Source organism: Pseudomonas sp. S2_E01 (genome assembly GCF_054668365.1).
In genome coordinates, this window is record NZ_CP162762.1 from 4,730,474 (window position 1) to 4,746,737 (window position 16,264).

At 60.3% G+C, this 16,264-nt stretch carries 18 protein-coding genes; 8 read left to right on the forward strand and 10 right to left on the reverse strand.

Annotated elements, in window-relative coordinates:
* Positions 1-41 precede the first annotated feature (41 nt).
* A complete protein-coding gene (locus AB4O36_RS22025; RefSeq protein WP_460140270.1) occupies positions 42-2,147 on the forward strand; it encodes a TonB-dependent siderophore receptor in 2,106 nt (701 codons plus the stop codon).
* 12 nt (positions 2,148-2,159) lie between these two features.
* Positions 2,160-2,879, forward strand: coding sequence for a DUF4198 domain-containing protein (locus tag AB4O36_RS22030; protein WP_460140271.1), 720 nt, complete (start codon positions 2,160-2,162; stop codon positions 2,877-2,879).
* A gap of 122 nt (positions 2,880-3,001) precedes the next feature.
* On the opposite strand, the gene hisC is transcribed toward AB4O36_RS22030, so the two are convergent.
* The 10 genes from hisC to AB4O36_RS22080 all read right to left on the reverse strand — a co-directional run bounded on the left by hisC (position 3,002) and on the right by AB4O36_RS22080 (position 10,954).
* Positions 3,002-4,054 carry a histidinol-phosphate transaminase gene (gene hisC, locus AB4O36_RS22035; RefSeq protein WP_460140272.1) on the reverse strand — a complete coding sequence of 351 codons (1,053 nt, stop codon included), beginning with the start codon at positions 4,052-4,054 and terminating at the stop codon, positions 3,002-3,004.
* A 2-nt stretch (positions 4,055-4,056) separates the two neighbouring features.
* Positions 4,057-5,394, reverse strand: coding sequence for a histidinol dehydrogenase (hisD, locus tag AB4O36_RS22040; RefSeq protein WP_460118073.1), 1,338 nt, complete (start codon positions 5,392-5,394; stop codon positions 4,057-4,059).
* 125 nt (positions 5,395-5,519) lie between these two features.
* Positions 5,520-6,155 carry an ATP phosphoribosyltransferase gene (hisG, locus tag AB4O36_RS22045; protein ID WP_460140273.1) on the reverse strand — a complete coding sequence of 212 codons (636 nt, stop codon included), beginning with the start codon at positions 6,153-6,155 and terminating at the stop codon, positions 5,520-5,522.
* A gap of 128 nt (positions 6,156-6,283) precedes the next feature.
* The gene (murA, locus tag AB4O36_RS22050) at positions 6,284-7,549 is read right to left on the reverse strand and encodes a UDP-N-acetylglucosamine 1-carboxyvinyltransferase (RefSeq protein WP_460118079.1); all 1,266 of its coding nucleotides are present in this window, start codon (positions 7,547-7,549) and stop codon (positions 6,284-6,286) included.
* 22 nt (positions 7,550-7,571) lie between these two features.
* Positions 7,572-7,811, reverse strand: a complete 240-nt coding sequence (locus AB4O36_RS22055; RefSeq protein ID WP_460118082.1) for a BolA family protein — start codon at positions 7,809-7,811, stop codon at positions 7,572-7,574.
* A gap of 114 nt (positions 7,812-7,925) precedes the next feature.
* Positions 7,926-8,231, reverse strand: coding sequence for an STAS domain-containing protein (locus AB4O36_RS22060; RefSeq protein ID WP_460118085.1), 306 nt, complete (start codon positions 8,229-8,231; stop codon positions 7,926-7,928).
* Positions 8,228-8,869, reverse strand: coding sequence for an MlaC/ttg2D family ABC transporter substrate-binding protein (locus tag AB4O36_RS22065; protein ID WP_460118087.1), 642 nt, complete (start codon positions 8,867-8,869; stop codon positions 8,228-8,230). Before AB4O36_RS22065 ends, AB4O36_RS22060 begins: the two co-directional genes overlap by 4 nt.
* 11 nt (positions 8,870-8,880) lie before the next feature.
* The gene (gene mlaD / locus AB4O36_RS22070) at positions 8,881-9,348 is read right to left on the reverse strand and encodes an outer membrane lipid asymmetry maintenance protein MlaD (protein WP_460118089.1); all 468 of its coding nucleotides are present in this window, start codon (positions 9,346-9,348) and stop codon (positions 8,881-8,883) included.
* Positions 9,348-10,145: a lipid asymmetry maintenance ABC transporter permease subunit MlaE gene (gene mlaE, locus AB4O36_RS22075; protein ID WP_460118091.1), complete on the reverse strand. Its 798-nt coding sequence runs from the start codon at positions 10,143-10,145 to the stop codon at positions 9,348-9,350. Before mlaE ends, mlaD begins: the two co-directional genes overlap by 1 nt.
* Positions 10,145-10,954 carry an ATP-binding cassette domain-containing protein gene (locus tag AB4O36_RS22080; protein ID WP_460118093.1) on the reverse strand — a complete coding sequence of 270 codons (810 nt, stop codon included), beginning with the start codon at positions 10,952-10,954 and terminating at the stop codon, positions 10,145-10,147. The genes mlaE and AB4O36_RS22080 overlap by 1 nt, the downstream gene beginning before the upstream one ends.
* A gap of 272 nt (positions 10,955-11,226) precedes the next feature.
* Here AB4O36_RS22080 and AB4O36_RS22085 point away from each other — a divergent pair, with 272 nt between their 5' ends.
* The 6 genes from AB4O36_RS22085 to AB4O36_RS22110 all read left to right on the forward strand — a co-directional run bounded on the left by AB4O36_RS22085 (position 11,227) and on the right by AB4O36_RS22110 (position 16,242).
* Positions 11,227-12,201, forward strand: coding sequence for a KpsF/GutQ family sugar-phosphate isomerase (locus AB4O36_RS22085; protein ID WP_460118095.1), 975 nt, complete (start codon positions 11,227-11,229; stop codon positions 12,199-12,201).
* Positions 12,201-12,725, forward strand: coding sequence for a KdsC family phosphatase (locus AB4O36_RS22090; protein WP_460118097.1), 525 nt, complete (start codon positions 12,201-12,203; stop codon positions 12,723-12,725). The genes AB4O36_RS22085 and AB4O36_RS22090 overlap by 1 nt, the downstream gene beginning before the upstream one ends.
* A 7-nt stretch (positions 12,726-12,732) precedes the next feature.
* On the forward strand, positions 12,733-13,305 hold the full coding sequence (lptC, locus tag AB4O36_RS22095; RefSeq protein ID WP_460118099.1) for an LPS export ABC transporter periplasmic protein LptC: 573 nt from the start codon (positions 12,733-12,735) through the stop codon (positions 13,303-13,305).
* The gene (lptA, locus tag AB4O36_RS22100) at positions 13,292-13,840 is read left to right on the forward strand and encodes a lipopolysaccharide transport periplasmic protein LptA (protein ID WP_460118101.1); all 549 of its coding nucleotides are present in this window, start codon (positions 13,292-13,294) and stop codon (positions 13,838-13,840) included. The genes lptC and lptA overlap by 14 nt, the downstream gene beginning before the upstream one ends.
* Entirely contained in the window at positions 13,841-14,566 is a 726-nt protein-coding gene (gene lptB / locus AB4O36_RS22105) for an LPS export ABC transporter ATP-binding protein (protein WP_460118103.1), read from the forward strand.
* A gap of 182 nt (positions 14,567-14,748) precedes the next feature.
* Complete coding sequence (locus tag AB4O36_RS22110) at positions 14,749-16,242, forward strand: RNA polymerase factor sigma-54 (protein WP_460118106.1); 1,494 nt, start codon at positions 14,749-14,751, stop codon at positions 16,240-16,242.
* The last annotated feature ends 22 nt before the right edge of the window (positions 16,243-16,264 follow it).

Here is a 16,264-nt window from a genome sequence, read left to right on the forward strand (position 1 = left end):
ATGTTATATTGTTTCAATTCTCGCAATTGGAACAACATAACATGCCGTCTCGAAAAAGGGCCTCGCTGCTGGGCCTGACCCTTGGATTGCTGGCCGATCCTGCCTTCGCCGAAGACCCCCTGCGTCTGGAACTCGACGCCATCAGCATCAAGTCCGACTACGAATCCCCCACCGGGCCAGTCAAGGGATATCGTGCGACACGCTCGTCCAGCGCCACGAAAACCGACACTGCAATCGCTGACATCCCGCAGGCGATCAGCGTGGTGCCGGCAAGCGTGCTCAAGGATCTGGGCAGCAGCAACGTCGAGCGCGCTCTGGATTTCGCGGGTGGCGTATCGAAGCAGAACGATTTTGGTGGGTTGACGCTGTACGAATACAGCGTGCGCGGCTTCACGACATCAGAGTTTTACAAGGACGGTTTCAGCGCCAACCGCGGCTACCCGAGCACCCCGGACGTGGCCAACATCGAGCGCATCGAAGTGCTCAAGGGGCCGGCTGCCAGCCTGTATGGCCGGGGCGATCCAGGCGGCACGGTGAACATCGTCACCAAGAAGCCCCAGCCCGAAGCCTTCACCACCCTGCAAACCAGCGCCGGCAGTTGGGATCGCTATCGCACCGCACTGGACGTGAACACGCCGCTGGACGAACAGGGCAACGTGCTGTCGCGGGTCAACCTTGCCGTTGAAGACAACCACAGCTTTCGCGACCACGTCACCAGCAAGCGAGTGTTTGTCGCGCCCTCCTTCAGTTGGCAACTGAACCCGGACACGAACCTGTTGGTAGAAAGCGAATTCGTGCGCCACAGCTCGACGTTCGACCGTGGCATCGTCGCGCCAGGCAATCGCTGGAACGGTGTCTCGCGCTCGACCTTCCTGGGCGAACCCAACGATGGTGACATCGACAACCACAACACCATGCTTCAGGCCGCCCTCGAACATCACCTGAACGACCGTTGGAAGCTGCGCCTGGCCAGCCACTACAAGGAAGGGAAACTCTGGGGCAACGCCAGCGAGCAACGCGCACTGAACGCCGATGGCCACACGGTCAATCGCCGTTACCGCGAGCGCGACAACAAATGGCACGACAGCATTACCCAGCTCGAACTGCGGGGCCTGTTCGAGCTGGGCAACTTGCAGCACGAACTGTTGATCGGCAGCGAATACGAGAACTACCGCAAGGACGAACGCGTCACCACCATCGCTGGGGGGGCCTACCCCATCGACATCTATCATCCGATCCATGGACAGCCGAAACCCAACGGTGCGCGTTCCGGGACGGATTTTTTAGAACACGTTAAAAGTCATGCACTGAACCTGCAGGACCAGATCATCTTCACCGACAAATTGCGCGGACTGCTCGGCGCGCGCTTCGAGCATTTCGACCAGCGCATCGACGACCACACCCGCGCGGCCACCAGCCGCCAGCACCATGACGCCCTGACCCAACGCGCCGGTTTGCTCTATCAGCTAACCCCGCAAACCGGCGTGTTCGCCAATGCCTCGACCTCGTTCAAACCAAACAATGGCCTGGACGCCAATGGCAAATCCTTCGACCCGGAGGAAGGTGTCGGCTACGAAGTCGGCATCAAGAATCAACTGTTCGACGACCGCCTGAGCAGCACCCTCGCCTTCTTCCACATCGACAAGGAAAACGTCCTTGCCCTCGACCCGGGCACCGACACCAGCCGCGCCATGGGCAAGGCCCGCAGCCAGGGTTTTGATTGGCAAGCGAGCGGGCAGGTGACCGACGCCATCCGTGTCATCGGCGCCTTCGCTTACATCGACGCGCAAGTCACTCAAGGCGACGCGGTGATCCCCGCCGGCAGCCGCATCCTCGGCGTGGCCAAACGCAGTGGCAGCCTGTTGGGCGTCTATGAATTCCAGGACGGCCGCCTGCGCGGCTCGGACGTTGGTGTGGCGTTCACCTATGTGGGGGATCGCTCGGGCGAGGCCGGCAGTGACTTCGAACTGCCCGCCTATCACACCGTCGACCTGCTGGCGCACTACAAGGCCAGCGACAACGTCACCGTCGGCCTGAACCTGAACAACCTTTTCGACGAGAAATACTTCGAGCGCTCGTACAGCAACTACTGGGTCAACCCCGGCGAGCCGCGCAATTTCACCCTCAGCCTCACACTCAACCTGTAAAAGGACGTCACCATGCTTGCTCTCAAATCCATCGCCGTGCTCGGCCTGTTTTTCGCCACCCAGGCTTCAGCCCACGGCCTGTGGACTGAACAACGTCGCGGCAACATCGAAGTGGTCTACGGCCACGGTGCCGGAGATAACGCCTTCAAGGCGCAGAAAATCAGCGGCGCCTGGGCGTATGACGCCGGCGGCAAGATGATCCCGGTGACGGTCCGGCGCCTGGTCGATCACGCACGCCTGCAACCGCTGAAACCACCGGCCGTTATGGCGATCGCCCTGGACAACGGCATGTGGTCACAGACGGCGGACAAAAAGTGGATCAACGAAGGACGCAGCAAGGTGCCGGGTGCGATTGAGGCCACGCACACCTTCAAGTACAGCCTGGCGATTTATCAGGCAGGCGCGAAGTTGCCGAAACTGGATCAGATCAAACTGCTGATTTTGCCGGAGGTCGATCCGCTGACCGTAGGGCCTGGCAACCCGCTACCGGTCCGGGTTCTGGTAGATGGCCAACCGGCCGCCGGGGTGAAGTTGATCGGCGACTATCGCAACGCGCCGAACACCTTGAGCACCGAAACCGACAAGGACGGTCGCGCGCAGGTGGTGGTGCGTAACGAAGGGTTGAATGTGATTGCGGCGCAGGTGGAAGTGCCGGTTAAGGGCAGCGCCGATGTCAGCAGTCGAGGCTTGTTCAGTTCGCTGACGTTCCTGGGCGAACCCCATCACGAATAAACCAGCCTGCGATACCCCTGTAGGAGCGGGCTTGCCCGCGATGCGATTAATACTCCAACAATCATGTTGAATTGAAAATAGCTATCGCGAGCAAGCTCGCTCCTACAGGGTTTTCCAGCGTTCTATAGATCTCCAAGCCCCTCGATCAACGCCTGGTTCTGCTCCGGCGTGCCGATCGAGATCCGCAGGAACTGCGCAATCCGCTCCTGCTTGAAGTGCCGAACGATCACACCCTGCTCGCGCAACTTCGCCGCCAGGCCTGCCGCGTCATGTTGCGGGTGACGGGCGAAGATGAAGTTGGCGGCCGACGGCAGCACCTCAAAACCCTTGGCTTGCAACTGCGCAGTCACCCATTCGCGACTTTCGATCACCTGGCGACAGGTCTTGTCGAAGTACTCGCGATCTTCGAAGGCAGCAGCAGCGCCGACATTGGCCAGGCGATCCAGCGGGTAGGAGTTGAAGCTGTTCTTGATGCGCTCCAGCGCTTCGATCAGGTCCGGATGCCCCACCGCCAGGCCAACCCGCAGGCCGGCCAGGGAACGGGACTTGGACAGGGTTTGGGTCACCAGCAGGTTCGGGTAGCGGTCCACCAGGCTGATCGCGGTCTCGCCGCCGAAGTCGATGTAGGCCTCGTCGACCACGACCACCGAATCCGGGCTGGCCTTGAGGATCTGCTCAACCGCGTCCAGCGCCAGCAGGCAACCGGTCGGCGCGTTCGGGTTGGGGAAGATGATCCCGCCATTCGGCTTGGCGTAGTCCGCCGGGTTGATCTGAAACTGCGCATCCAGCGGCACGGCATCGAAGGTGATGCCGTACAGCCCGGCGTACACCGGATAGAAGCTGTAGCTGATGTCCGGAAACAGCAGCGGCTTGTCGTGTTGCAGCAAGCCGTGGAAAACATGCGCCAGGACTTCATCCGAACCGTTGCCCAGGAACACCTGATTGGTCTTCACGCCGTAGTAGCTGGCCACGGCGTTTTTCAGCAGATCACTGTTCGGATCCGGGTACAGGCGCAGGTTGTCGTTCAGCTCGGTCTGCATCGCCGCCAAGGCTTTTGGCGAAGGACCGTAGGGGTTTTCGTTGGTGTTGAGCTTCACCAGTTTAGCCAGTTTCGGCTGCTCGCCCGGCACATAAGGCACGAGGTTCTTGACGAACGGGCTCCAGAATTTACTCATGTTCAGTTCCCCTGCCCCGGTTTGAAGTCTTTATCGAGAATGCGGTATTCGGCGCTGCGCGCGTGGGCGCTCAGCGATTCGCCACGGGCCAGCACCGAGGCAGTCTTGCCCAGCTCGGAGGCGCCGCTTTCGGAGCAGTAGATGATCGACGAGCGTTTCTGGAAGTCGTACACACCCAGCGGCGAGGAGAACCGTGCGGTGCCGGAGGTCGGCAACACGTGGTTGGGACCTGCGCAATAGTCGCCCAGCGCCTCGGAGGTGTGGCGGCCCATGAAGATCGCACCAGCGTGGCGGATCTGCGGCAGCCAGGCCTGTGGGTCGGCGACCGACAATTCCAGGTGCTCCGGCGCGATACGGTTGGCGACTTCGATGGCCTGCTCCATGTCACGCACCTGAATCAACGCGCCACGGCCATTAATCGAGGTTTCGATGATGGTGGCGCGTTCCATGGTCGGGAGCAGCTTGGCAATACTTGCAGCCACCTGATCGAGGAACTCGGCGTCCGGGCTGACCAGGATCGCCTGGGCGTCTTCGTCGTGCTCGGCCTGGGAGAACAGGTCCATGGCGATCCAGTCCGGGTCGGTCTTGCCGTCGCACACCACGAGAATTTCCGAGGGACCTGCGATCATGTCGATACCGACTTGGCCGAACACGTGGCGCTTGGCGGTGGCCACATAGATGTTGCCCGGGCCCACCACCTTGTCTACCTGCGGTACGCTTTCAGTGCCGTAGGCCAATGCGGCGACAGCCTGGGCCCCCCCGATGGTGAACACACGGTCGACACCGGCGATGCAGGCGGCCGCCAACACCAGCTCGTTGATTTCACCACGCGGGGTCGGCACCACCATGACCACTTCGGTCACACCGGCGACCTTGGCCGGAATGGCGTTCATCAGCACTGACGAGGGGTACGACGCCTTGCCGCCCGGCACATAAAGGCCCGCGCGGTCCAGCGGCGTCACCTTCTGGCCGAGGACGGTGCCGTCGGCTTCGGTGTAGGTCCAAGAGTCCTGTTTCTGCTTTTCGTGGTAGCTGCGCACTCGGGCGGCGGCTTTTTCCAGCGCTTCACGCTGGGGCACGGTGATCCGGGTCAGCGCCAGTTCCAGGCGCTCGCGCGGCAGGATCAGGTCGGCCATGGACGCAACGTCAAGCCCGTCGAACTGGCGGGTGTAATCCACCAGCGCCGCGTCGCCACGCTCGCGCACGGCCTTGATGATGTCCAGCACCCGCTGATTGACCGAGTCGTCAGACACACTTTCCCAGCTCAGCAGATGATCCAGATGATGCGCGAAATCCGGGTCAGCAGCGTTGAGTCGGCGAATTGCAGTCAGTGCGGTCATAGCGAGAGCCTCATAGGATTGGCAAAAAACTCAGGCGCCCGAAGCTAACATTCGATCCGCTTGGGCACCTGAGAATTCTGGCTATGAGGCGGATAGACGGCGCGACTCAACGTCGCGCAGGTGAATCAGCCGCGGTGTCGAGACTCCACTGCGTTGCGCAGGGTGTCGATCAACGCCTGGATACGGGCGTGCTGCATTTTCATCGAAGCCTTGTTGACGATCAGCCGGGAGCTGATGTCGGCAATGAAATCCTGTGGCTCCAGGCCGTTGGCCCGTAGCGTGTTGCCGGTGTCGACCACGTCGATGATCTTGTCGGCCAGGCCGATCAGCGGTGCCAGTTCCATCGAGCCGTACAGCTTGATGATGTCGACCTGGCGGCCCTGTTCGGCGTAGTAGCGCTTGGCGACGTTAACGAATTTGGTGGCGATGCGCAGGCGGCCCTTGGGCTCGATGGCGCCGACCTTGCCAGCGGTCATCAGCTTGCACCGGGCAATTTTCAGGTCCAGCGGTTCGTACAGGCCCTGGCCGCCATATTCCATCAGCACATCTTTACCGGCGACGCCCAGATCAGCGGCACCATGTTCGACATAAGTCGGCACGTCGGTGGCGCGCACGATCAACAGGCGGACATCGTCCTGGGTCGTGGGAATGATCAGCTTGCGGCTCTTGTCCGGATTCTCGGTCGGCACGATGCCTGCTTCAGCGAGAAGCGGCAGGGTGTCGTCAAGGATGCGGCCCTTGGACAGTGCGATGGTCAACATGGGAAACGTCAGTCCTTATCAAGGTACTCATGCCCGGTCACAAACGGCGCCGGACACAGATCGAGGGTGCAACCACCCTCGACTCGGAACAATTCAACGGGCATGTCCTTATGCCCATGCAGCAGCAACTAGCCCGGAACGCGACGGATCTTGGCGCCCAGCATCTGCAGTTTCTCTTCGATGCACTCGTAACCACGATCTATGTGGTAGATGCGGTCGATCAGGGTATCGCCTTCGGCAATCAGGGCCGAAATCACCAGGCTGGCCGACGCACGCAGGTCGGTGGCCATCACTGGCGCGCCCTTGAGCTTTTCGGTACCGGTGACGATGGCGGTGTTGCCCTCGACCTGGATCTTGGCGCCCATGCGGTGCAGTTCGTAAACGTGCATGAAGCGGTTTTCGAAGATCGTCTCGATCACCGCGCCCGTACCTTCGGCAATGGCGTTGAGCGAAATGAACTGTGCCTGCATGTCGGTCGGGAACGCCGGGTACGGGGCGGTCCGCACGTTGACGGCTTTCGGCCGCTTGCCGTGCATGTTCAGCTCGATCCAGTCATCACCGGTGGTGACCTCGGCGCCGGCTTCACGCAGCTTCTCGAGGACGGCTTCGAGGATGGTCGGATCGGTGTCCTTGACCTTCACACGCCCGCCGGTCACAGCTGCGGCCACCAGGTAGGTGCCGGTTTCGATACGGTCAGGCATGACCTTGAAGGTGGTGGTGTGCAGACGCTCGACACCGTCGATGGTGATGGTGTCGGTGCCAGCGCCGGAAACCTTGGCACCCATGGCGTTCAGGAAGTTCGCCAGGTCGACCACTTCCGGCTCGCGCGCGGCGTTGGCCAGAACACTGCGGCCCTTGGCCAGGGCAGCGGCCATCATGATGTTTTCGGTACCGGTCACACTGACGGTGTCGAAGAAGAAGTGCGCACCGCGCAAGCCGCCCTCAGGCGCCTTGGCCTTGATGTAGCCGCCTTCGACGTCGATCACCGCGCCCATGGCTTCAAGGCCACGGATGTGCAGGTCAACCGGACGCGAACCGATGGCGCAACCGCCAGGCAGCGCGACTTCAGCTTCGCCGAAACGGGCGACCATCGGCCCCAGCACCAGGATCGACGCACGCATGGTTTTCACCAGTTCGTAAGGCGCGATCAGGGTCTTGATGGTGCGCGGGTCGATTTCGACCGCCAGCTTCTCGTCGATCACCGGCTCAATGCCCATGCGGCCGAACAGCTCGATCATGGTGGTGATGTCGTGCAGGTGCGGCAGGTTGGCAACCGTGACCGGGCCATCGCACAGCAAGGTGGCCGCCAGGATCGGCAGGGCAGAGTTCTTTGCCCCGGAGATGCGGATCTCGCCATCAAGACGAGCGCCACCGGTAATAATCAATTTATCCATAAGAATCTCGACGCCCTTGGGCTCAGGTGCGCTCGGCCCAAGCCGTGCTGCTGAAAAATTTCATAGTGACCGCATGGATGCTGCCATCGGTGATCCATGGGTTCAAATGGGCATAGACCTGCTGCTGACGCTTCACCGGGCTCAATGCCGCCAGTTCATCGCTGATCACGTTCAACTGGAAATTGCAGCCTTCGCCTTCAACTTCCACTTGCGTGTTCGGCAGCTTTGCTTCAAGGAAGCTCTTAACTTCTACGGCCTGCATGCTCAACCTCAATCGGCGCCCTGTGCGCGCGGGTCGGACATCATACAAAAAAGCCCCGCGCCTGCGAACCCCGCGAAGCAGGACTCTGACGGGGGGCTTCCCTGTCGATGCTGTTTAGGGGTGCGCCAACAGCTCGGTCAACTCGCTGACCTGGGCAATTTCGCGCATGTCTTCAGGCATGGCACGGATGGTCAGCGTCTTGCCGACCTCCTGTGCGTCACGCATGAAACACAGTAACAGCGATAAGCCAACACTGCTGGACTTGAGCACCGCCGAGCAATCCACCACCAGCGCAGCGGCCTTGCTCGCCTTGATCAGCGCCTGACCCTGCTTGCGCAGGCCGGGGCCGGTCATGTAGTCCAGCATGCCACTGAGCATCAGCTCGCCGGCTTCGCTCATGCGAATGGCCGATACACTCATTGGGACGACTTCTCGCTGGCCTGCTTGGCTTTGGCGACTTCACCGGCCCAACCGTTGATGGTCTTGTCCAGGTCGTTGCCATTGCGCTGCATCGCGTCGGCGAACTGATCGCGGAACAACTTGCCGATGTTGATGCCGTTGATGATCACGTTACGCAACTTCCACTCGCCGTTGATCTTCTCCAGGGTGTAGGACACGGGGTAGATCGCACCATTGTTGCCTTTGACGGTCATGCCGACGCTGGTACGGTCGCCCGACTCATCCTTGGCCGGATCGACGGTGATGCCCTGGTTGTTGTACTCGAGCAGGGCATTGCCATAGAACTGGAACAGGCCCCGCTTGAAGTTCTCTTCGAAGGTCTTCATTTGCGCAGGCGTGGCCTTGCGCGAGTACTTGACCGTCATGATGCTTTTGGAGATGCCCTCGGCATCCACCACCGGACCGACGATTTCGTTCAGCGCCTTATAAAAGCCGTTCGGGTCCTGCTTGTACTGTTCCTTATTGGCCGACAGGTCTGCCAGCAACCGGTTCGTGGTGTCCTCGACCAGATCATGCGCGGAAGGCGCCGCCACGGCGTTAGCCATCAACGGCACGGCCGCGAGCAGTACAAACAGGCCACGTCGCAAGGTAGAGATCATTCAAAAGCTCCTCATTTGGCGTCTTTGCTAACGGTATTGAGCAGGAATTTACCGATCAGGTCCTCGAGCACCAGTGACGACTGGGTGTCATGAATGGTGCCGCCCTCCTTGAGCAGAGTCTCCTCGCCACCCACGCTGATGCCGATGTATTTCTCGCCCAACAGGCCAGCAGTCAGAATAGATGCAGTGGAATCAGTCGGCAGATTATCCACACGCTTTTCCAGCTGCATCGTCACCCGCCCAGTGAAACTGTCGCGGTCCAGATCGATCGCCGTGACCTTGCCGATGGTCACACCGGCCATGGTCACTTTAGCTCTGACCGTCAAACCGGCGATATTGTCGAAATAGGCGTAAAGTTTATAAGTCTCGGTGCTCGGGCTCGGGGACAGGCCACTGACCCGCAGTGCCAACAGCAGCAAAGCCAGGATGCCAGCCAGCAGGAAAAGGCCGACACCGATTTCCAGGGTGCGGTTTTGCATCAGAAATCTCCAAACATCAAGGCGGTCAGAATAAAGTCCAGGCCGAGTACAGCCAACGAGGCATACACAACGGTCTTGGTAGTGGCACGACTGATCCCCTCGGAAGTGGGCTCGCAGTCATAGCCTTGGAATACGGCAATCCAGGTCACGACGAAGGCAAAGACGACACTTTTGATAATGCCGTTGAGCACATCATCGGTGAACGTCACGCTGTTTTGCATGTTGGACCAATAGGACCCTTCATACACACCCAGCCAGTCGACGGCTACCCACGAACCACCCCAGATCCCCACCACGCTGAAAATCATCGCCAGCACAGGCAGGGAAATGAAACCGGCCCACAAGCGCGGGGCAATGATGTACTTGAGCGGGTCGACACCGATCATTTCCAGGCTGGACAACTGCTCGGTGGATTTCATGTTGCCGATTTCCGCCGTCAGGGCCGAACCGGCACGTCCGGCGAAGAGCAACGCGGTGACCACCGGCCCCAGTTCGCGCAGCAGCGTCAGGGCGACCATCTGCCCGACCGCCTGCTCCGAGCCGTAGCTGGACAGGATATTGAACCCTTGCAGCGCCAGCACCATGCCGATGAACACCCCGGAGACCACAATGATCACCAGGGACATCACGCCCACCGAATGCAGTTGCTTGACCAGAAGCCCGAAACCACCGCCGATGCCGCCGCGCCCCAACAGAGCGTGGAACAGGAAAATGGTCGAACGACCGAACGCGGCCAGCACGTCGATGCCGGCGTGGCCGAAGCGGCGTATGCGTTCCAACAGTGAAGTCTTGCGCATCAACGCTTCCCCAGAAGATCTGCGCGGTAGTCCGTCGCTGGAAAGTGATATGCAACCGGGCCGTCGGGCTCCCCGGTCATGAATTGGCGAATGCGCGGTTCCTGGGAGTTCATCAACTCTTGCGGCGTACCCTGCCCCAGCACCTTGCCCTCGCCGACCACATATATGTAGTCCGCGATGCTCGCGGTCTCGGCCAGGTCGTGGGAAACCACGATGCTGGTGATGCCCAGGGCATCGTTGAGCAGACGGATCAGACGCACCAGTACGCCCATGGCGATCGGGTCCTGGCCAACGAAGGGCTCGTCATACATGAGGATCTGCGGGTCCAGGGCAATCGCCCGAGCCAGGGCGACACGACGCTTCATGCCGCCGGACAACTCCTCGGGCATCAGGTCGATGGCGCCACGCAGGCCGACGGCCTGCAACTTGAGCAACACGATGTCGCGGATCATTTCCTCGGGAAGTTCGGTATGAACTCGTAGCGGAAAAGCGACGTTCTCGAACACATCGAGATCGGTGAACAGCGCGCCACTCTGAAACAGCACACCCATGTGCTTGCGTGCATCGAACAGATCACTGCGCGACAACTTGGGCAGATTCTGACCGTTGACCCAGACTTCGCCCTTGGACGGACGCAACTGGGCGCCCATCAAACGCAACAGCGTGGTCTTGCCACACCCGGAAGGCCCCATGATGCCGGTGACCTTGCCGCGCGGAATACGGATATCGACGTTATTGAAAATGCTGCGCGCACCGCGCTTGAAGGTCACTCCCTTCAGCTCGACCGCGTAGGCGTTATCGGCACTCATCTAAACTCCTTGCGATGCAGCCTCTCCCTCGGACGCCTGACTTTCTGGCGAAAGCACATACGTGCGGGCGGACCGAACTGGCGGCGAACTATATCACTGCAAAGGTCGAGCGCCCAAGGGTCAAGCCGGCCATGTTTAATCGATGATGGATAAATGACGTCAATTACACGCATTGCGTAACAAGGAATGACAAAGCGTGACGAACTTGCGTGAGGGTTTTGATCATTACCGCTATAATCGCCGCCTTTTCATCGGGCTAAACGATTTCAGACATGAGCCAATCCAGCGACCTGATTCAATCAGCACAACGCACCATCCGCCTCGAACTGGAAGCCGTGCAAGGCTTGCTACCCCATATCGACGCTGATTTCGTACGCGCTTGCGAGATGATTCTGGCCAGCAAAGGCCGCGTGGTCGTGGTCGGCATGGGCAAATCCGGGCACATCGGCAACAAGATCGCCGCCACCCTGGCCAGCACCGGCACCACGGCTTTCTTCGTGCACCCGGCCGAAGCCAGCCACGGCGACATGGGCATGATCACCCGCGACGACATCATCCTGGCCCTGTCGAACTCCGGCTCCACCAATGAAATCGTCACCCTGCTGCCATTGATCAAGCGCCTGGGCATCCAATTGATCAGCATGACCGGCAATCCCGCTTCACCGCTGGCCAAGGCCGCCGAAGTCAATCTCAACGTGCACGTCGAACACGAAGCCTGCCCGCTGAACCTGGCACCGACGTCCTCGACCACCGCGGCGCTGGTGATGGGCGATGCCCTGGCGGTCGCACTGCTCGAAGCCCGCGGCTTCACCGCCGAAGATTTTGCGTTCTCCCATCCGGGCGGCGCACTGGGCCGACGCCTGCTGCTTAAAGTGGAACATGTCATGCACGCGGGCGAGGAACTGCCCAAGGTCCAGCGGGGCACGCTGCTCAAGGACGCCTTGATGGAAATGACTCGCAAGGGCCTGGGCATGACAGTCATCCTCGAGGCCGATGGCAAGCTGGCCGGGATTTTCACTGACGGCGACTTGCGCCGCTCCCTGGACCGCGCCATCGACGTTCACCACACCGCCATCGATGCGATCATGACCGTCCACGGCAAGACCGCCCGCGCGGAAATGCTCGCGGCCGAAGCCTTGAAAATCATGGAAGACAACAAAATCAGCGCACTGGTCGTGGTTGACGGTGACGATCGTCCGGTCGGCGCCCTGAACATGCACGACTTGCTGCGCGCAGGAGTAATGTAATGAGTGCGGACCTGCTGCAACGCGGTAAACAGATCAAACTGGCGGTATTCGATGTCGACGGCGTCCTGACCGATGGGCGCCTGTACTTCCTTGAAGATGGCGGCGAATTCAAGTCGTTCAGCACACTCGACGGCCAGGGCATCAAGATGCTGATGGCCGCTGGCGTGCAAACGGCGATCATCAGCGGCCGCAAGAGCCCGGTGGTCGAGCGCCGGGCGATGAACCTGGGCATTCCCCATGTGTATCAAGGTCGCGAAGACAAACTGGTCGTGCTGGACGGGCTGCTGGCCCAGCTCAACCTGAGCTACGAGCAAGTCGCCTACCTGGGCGACGACCTGCCGGACCTGCCGGTGATTCGTCGCGTCGGCCTGGGCATCGCGGTGGCCAATGCCGCCAGTTTTGTCCGTGAACACGCTCACGGCGTTACCCTGGCCCGTGGTGGCCACGGTGCCGCTCGCGAGTTCTGCGAACTGATCCTGCGCGCCCAGGGCCGCCTCGATGCGGCTAACGCCGCGTACCTGTGAGCCAATTATGCTGAGCAAGAAATTTCGCAACATAGTGATATTCGCCTGCATCGCAGCCATCTTCGCTGCGGTCGGCTACTGGAACATCAGCCCGGAACGCTTCCTCGACAAGCCGGTGGCCAAATCCGAAGACAGTCCCATCGACTGGTATGCGACCAACACGCACACCCTGCAATACCTCGAAGACGGGCGCGTGCAGTACGAAATGACGTCCGACAAGGCCGAGCACGTGAAAGCCACCGACGTCACACTGGTCACCAAGCCGGACCTGAACATGTACCGTGGCACCGATTTTCCATGGCACGTGACCAGCGATCGCGGTGAAGTGAACCCAGGCGGTACCGAGGTTGAACTGATCGACAACGTACGCGTCAAGCGCACTGACGAAAAGAAACGCGACACCCTGATCACTTCCACCCGCATGACAGTGTTCCCACAGCAGCAATATGCGCAGACCCAGCAACCCGTTAGAATCGACGGCGCTGGCGGCGTATCGACTGGCGTAGGAATGAAAGCGTATCTGAAGGACAGCAGGATTCACCTGCTATCGAACGTAAGAGGACAGTATGAGGCTCGTTAAAACCCTCCCTATTTTGCTCGGTCTGAGCGCAGCACTGGGAAGCGTGAGCGCCTGGTCTCTGCCGAACGATCAGCAGCAGCCTATCCGCATCCAGGCCGACGACGCCCAACTGGACGACAAGAACGGCGTGGCCACCTATACGGGCGACGTGGTCATCACCCAGGGCTCGATGAAGGTCACCGGCAACAAGGTCACCATGACCCGGGCGCCCAACGGTGACATCGACGTGGTGACCTCGGTGGGCAACCTCGCCTACTTCGAGCAACTGCAAACGGCGGGCGACACCAAGCCGGTGCAGGGCTACGGCGTGACCATCCAGTACCACGCCACGCAGGACCGCGTCGTGCTGATCGACCGCGCCAAGGTCATCGACAAGGACGGCAACGTGACCCAGGGCGAGAAAATCGTCTATGACACCAACAAGAAACTTGCCAGTGCCGGCCGCGCCACGGGTACCAACGTGACAGAGTCGCGTCCGCGTATCGACATGGTGATCCAGCCTAAAAAGAAAACCGAAGAGCAAAAGGCCCCGTAAATGGCAACTCTGAAAGCTCAGCATCTGGCCAAGAGCTACAAGAGCCGCCAGGTCGTGCGCGACGTCAGCCTGTCCATCGACAGCGGTCAGATCGTCGGCCTGCTTGGCCCTAACGGCGCCGGCAAGACCACCTGCTTCTACATGATCGTTGGCCTGGTCCAGGCCGATCAGGGCCGCGTCCTGATCGATGACCTCGACGTCAGCCACCAGCCGATGCACGGCCGCGCAAAAGCCGGTATCGGCTATCTGCCGCAGGAAGCGTCGATCTTTCGCAAGCTCTCGGTCGCCGACAACATCATGGCGATCCTCGAGACCCGCAAGGAACTCGACAAGGCCGGCCGTCGCAAGGAATTGGAAAGCCTGTTGCAGGAATTCCACATCAGCCACATCCGCGACAACCTCGGTATGAGCCTGTCCGGTGGTGAACGCCGCCGCGTGGAAATTGCTCGCGCCCTGGCGACCAGCCCGAAATTCATCCTGCTCGACGAACCTTTCGCCGGCGTGGACCCGATCTCGGTCGGTGACATCAAGCAGATCATCCATCACCTCAAGGCCAAAGGCATTGGCGTGCTGATCACCGACCACAACGTCCGTGAGACCCTGGATATCTGCGAAACCGCCTACATCGTCAACGATGGCCAACTGATTGCCGAAGGTGACGCTGAAACCATCCTGGCCAACGACCTGGTCAAGGAAGTGTACCTGGGCCACGAGTTCCGCCTTTAAGCGTCGAGGTCCCTGGCTGATCTACCGAGCGCTTGTATCAATAAAAAATCAAGGCTTTTTTATTGTTACAGCGCTCTAGGCAAACGCTGCTGTTTCAGGCATATAATTTGCTTATGTTTGGCGCTTCGGCGCCCTGTAGTGGATGGCGCATGTGCGCCGGAAAAAGGTGTTAAGCCCCTGCCATGAAACCATCGCTAGTCTTGAGAATGGGCCAGCAGCTGACGATGACACCGCAGCTGCAACAGGCCATCCGCCTGCTCCAATTGTCGACCCTGGACCTGCAACAGGAAATCCAGGAGGCCTTGGAGTCCAATCCGATGCTCGAACGCCAGGAGGAAGGCGACGACTTCGACAACACCGACCCGATGGCCGACAACGTCGAACAGAAGCCCACCCCCGACACTCAGGAAACCTCCTACCAGGAAAGCGCGCCGACGGTCGACAACCTCGAAGAAGGCGACTGGAACGAGCGTATTCCCAACGAACTGCCCGTCGACACCGCTTGGGAAGACGTCTATCAGACCAGTGCCAGCAGCCTGCCCAGCAGCGATGACGACGAGTGGGATTTCACCACCCGCACATCGGCCGGCGAAAGCCTGCAAAGTCACCTGCTGTGGCAGTTGAACCTGGCACCGATGTCCGATACCGATCGTTTGATCGCCGTGACCCTGATCGATTGCATCAACAATCAGGGCTACCTGGACGAAACGCTCGAGGAGATCCTCGAAGCCTTCGATCCGGAACTGGACATCGAACTGGACGAAATCGAAGCCGTCCTGCACCGCATCCAGCAATTCGAACCTGCCGGCATCGCCGCCCGAAACCTGGGTGAGTGCCTGCTGCTGCAATTGCGCCAGCTCCCCGCCAAGACACCCTGGCTGGCAGAGGCCAAGCGTCTGGTCACCGACTACATCGACCTGCTCGGCGGCCGCGACTACAGCCAGCTGATGCGCCGCATGAAGCTCAAGGAAGACGAACTGCGCCAGGTGATCGAGCTGGTGCAAAGCCTGAACCCGCGCCCGGGCTCGCAAATCGAGTCCACCGAAGCCGAATACGTCGTCCCCGACGTCATCGTACGCAAGGACAACGAGCGTTGGCTGGTGGAGCTGAACCAGGAATCGGTGCCACGCCTGCGGGTCAACGCCCAGTACGCCGGTTTCGTGCGCCGCGCCGACACCAGTGCCGACAACACCTTCATGCGCAATCAGTTGCAGGAAGCGCGCTGGTTCATCAAGAGCCTGCAGAGCCGAAACGAAACACTGATGAAAGTAGCCACCCAGATCGTCGAGCATCAGCGCGGTTTTCTGGAGTACGGCGACGAAGCGATGAAACCGCTGGTGTTGCATGACATCGCCGAAGCGGTGGGCATGCACGAATCGACGATATCCCGCGTGACGACGCAAAAGTTCATGCATACCCCGCGGGGTATTTATGAGCTGAAATACTTTTTCTCCAGCCATGTCAGCACCTCCGAAGGCGGTGAATGCTCGTCCACGGCGATCCGCGCGATCATCAAAAAACTGGTAGCGGCGGAAAATCAGAAAAAGCCGTTGAGTGACAGCAAGATCGCTGGTTTACTGGAGGCACAAGGCATTCAGGTGGCTCGCCGCACCGTCGCCAAGTACCGCGAATCCCTCGGGATCGCGCCTTCAAGCGAACGCAAGCGGTTGATGTAGGGCCACGCCACAGCGTTCCAGT

Excerpts from the sequence above, each read along its gene's own strand:
- hisG (WP_460140273.1), bottom strand. The coding sequence starts at position 6,155 with ATGTTGACCATCGCACTGTCCAAGGGCCGCATCCTTGACGACACCCTG.
- AB4O36_RS22080 (WP_460118093.1), bottom strand. The coding sequence starts at position 10,954 with ATGAGTGCCGATAACGCCTACGCGGTCGAGCTGAAGGGAGTGACCTTC.
- lptC (WP_460118099.1), top strand. The coding sequence starts at position 12,733 with ATGCTGAGCAAGAAATTTCGCAACATAGTGATATTCGCCTGCATCGCA.
- hisD (WP_460118073.1), bottom strand. The coding sequence starts at position 5,394 with ATGACCGCACTGACTGCAATTCGCCGACTCAACGCTGCTGACCCGGAT.
- AB4O36_RS22060 (WP_460118085.1), bottom strand. The coding sequence starts at position 8,231 with ATGAGTGTATCGGCCATTCGCATGAGCGAAGCCGGCGAGCTGATGCTC.
- lptA (WP_460118101.1), top strand. The coding sequence starts at position 13,292 with ATGAGGCTCGTTAAAACCCTCCCTATTTTGCTCGGTCTGAGCGCAGCA.
- AB4O36_RS22065 (WP_460118087.1), bottom strand. The coding sequence starts at position 8,869 with ATGATCTCTACCTTGCGACGTGGCCTGTTTGTACTGCTCGCGGCCGTG.
- mlaE (WP_460118091.1), bottom strand. The coding sequence starts at position 10,145 with ATGCGCAAGACTTCACTGTTGGAACGCATACGCCGCTTCGGCCACGCC.
- AB4O36_RS22030 (WP_460140271.1), top strand. The coding sequence starts at position 2,160 with ATGCTTGCTCTCAAATCCATCGCCGTGCTCGGCCTGTTTTTCGCCACC.
- lptB (WP_460118103.1), top strand. The coding sequence starts at position 13,841 with ATGGCAACTCTGAAAGCTCAGCATCTGGCCAAGAGCTACAAGAGCCGC.
- AB4O36_RS22085 (WP_460118095.1), top strand. The coding sequence starts at position 11,227 with ATGAGCCAATCCAGCGACCTGATTCAATCAGCACAACGCACCATCCGC.
- AB4O36_RS22055 (WP_460118082.1), bottom strand. The coding sequence starts at position 7,811 with ATGCAGGCCGTAGAAGTTAAGAGCTTCCTTGAAGCAAAGCTGCCGAAC.
- murA (WP_460118079.1), bottom strand. The coding sequence starts at position 7,549 with ATGGATAAATTGATTATTACCGGTGGCGCTCGTCTTGATGGCGAGATC.
- mlaD (WP_460118089.1), bottom strand. The coding sequence starts at position 9,348 with ATGCAAAACCGCACCCTGGAAATCGGTGTCGGCCTTTTCCTGCTGGCT.
- AB4O36_RS22110 (WP_460118106.1), top strand. The coding sequence starts at position 14,749 with ATGAAACCATCGCTAGTCTTGAGAATGGGCCAGCAGCTGACGATGACA.
- AB4O36_RS22025 (WP_460140270.1), top strand. The coding sequence starts at position 42 with ATGCCGTCTCGAAAAAGGGCCTCGCTGCTGGGCCTGACCCTTGGATTG.
- hisC (WP_460140272.1), bottom strand. The coding sequence starts at position 4,054 with ATGAGTAAATTCTGGAGCCCGTTCGTCAAGAACCTCGTGCCTTATGTG.
- AB4O36_RS22090 (WP_460118097.1), top strand. The coding sequence starts at position 12,201 with ATGAGTGCGGACCTGCTGCAACGCGGTAAACAGATCAAACTGGCGGTA.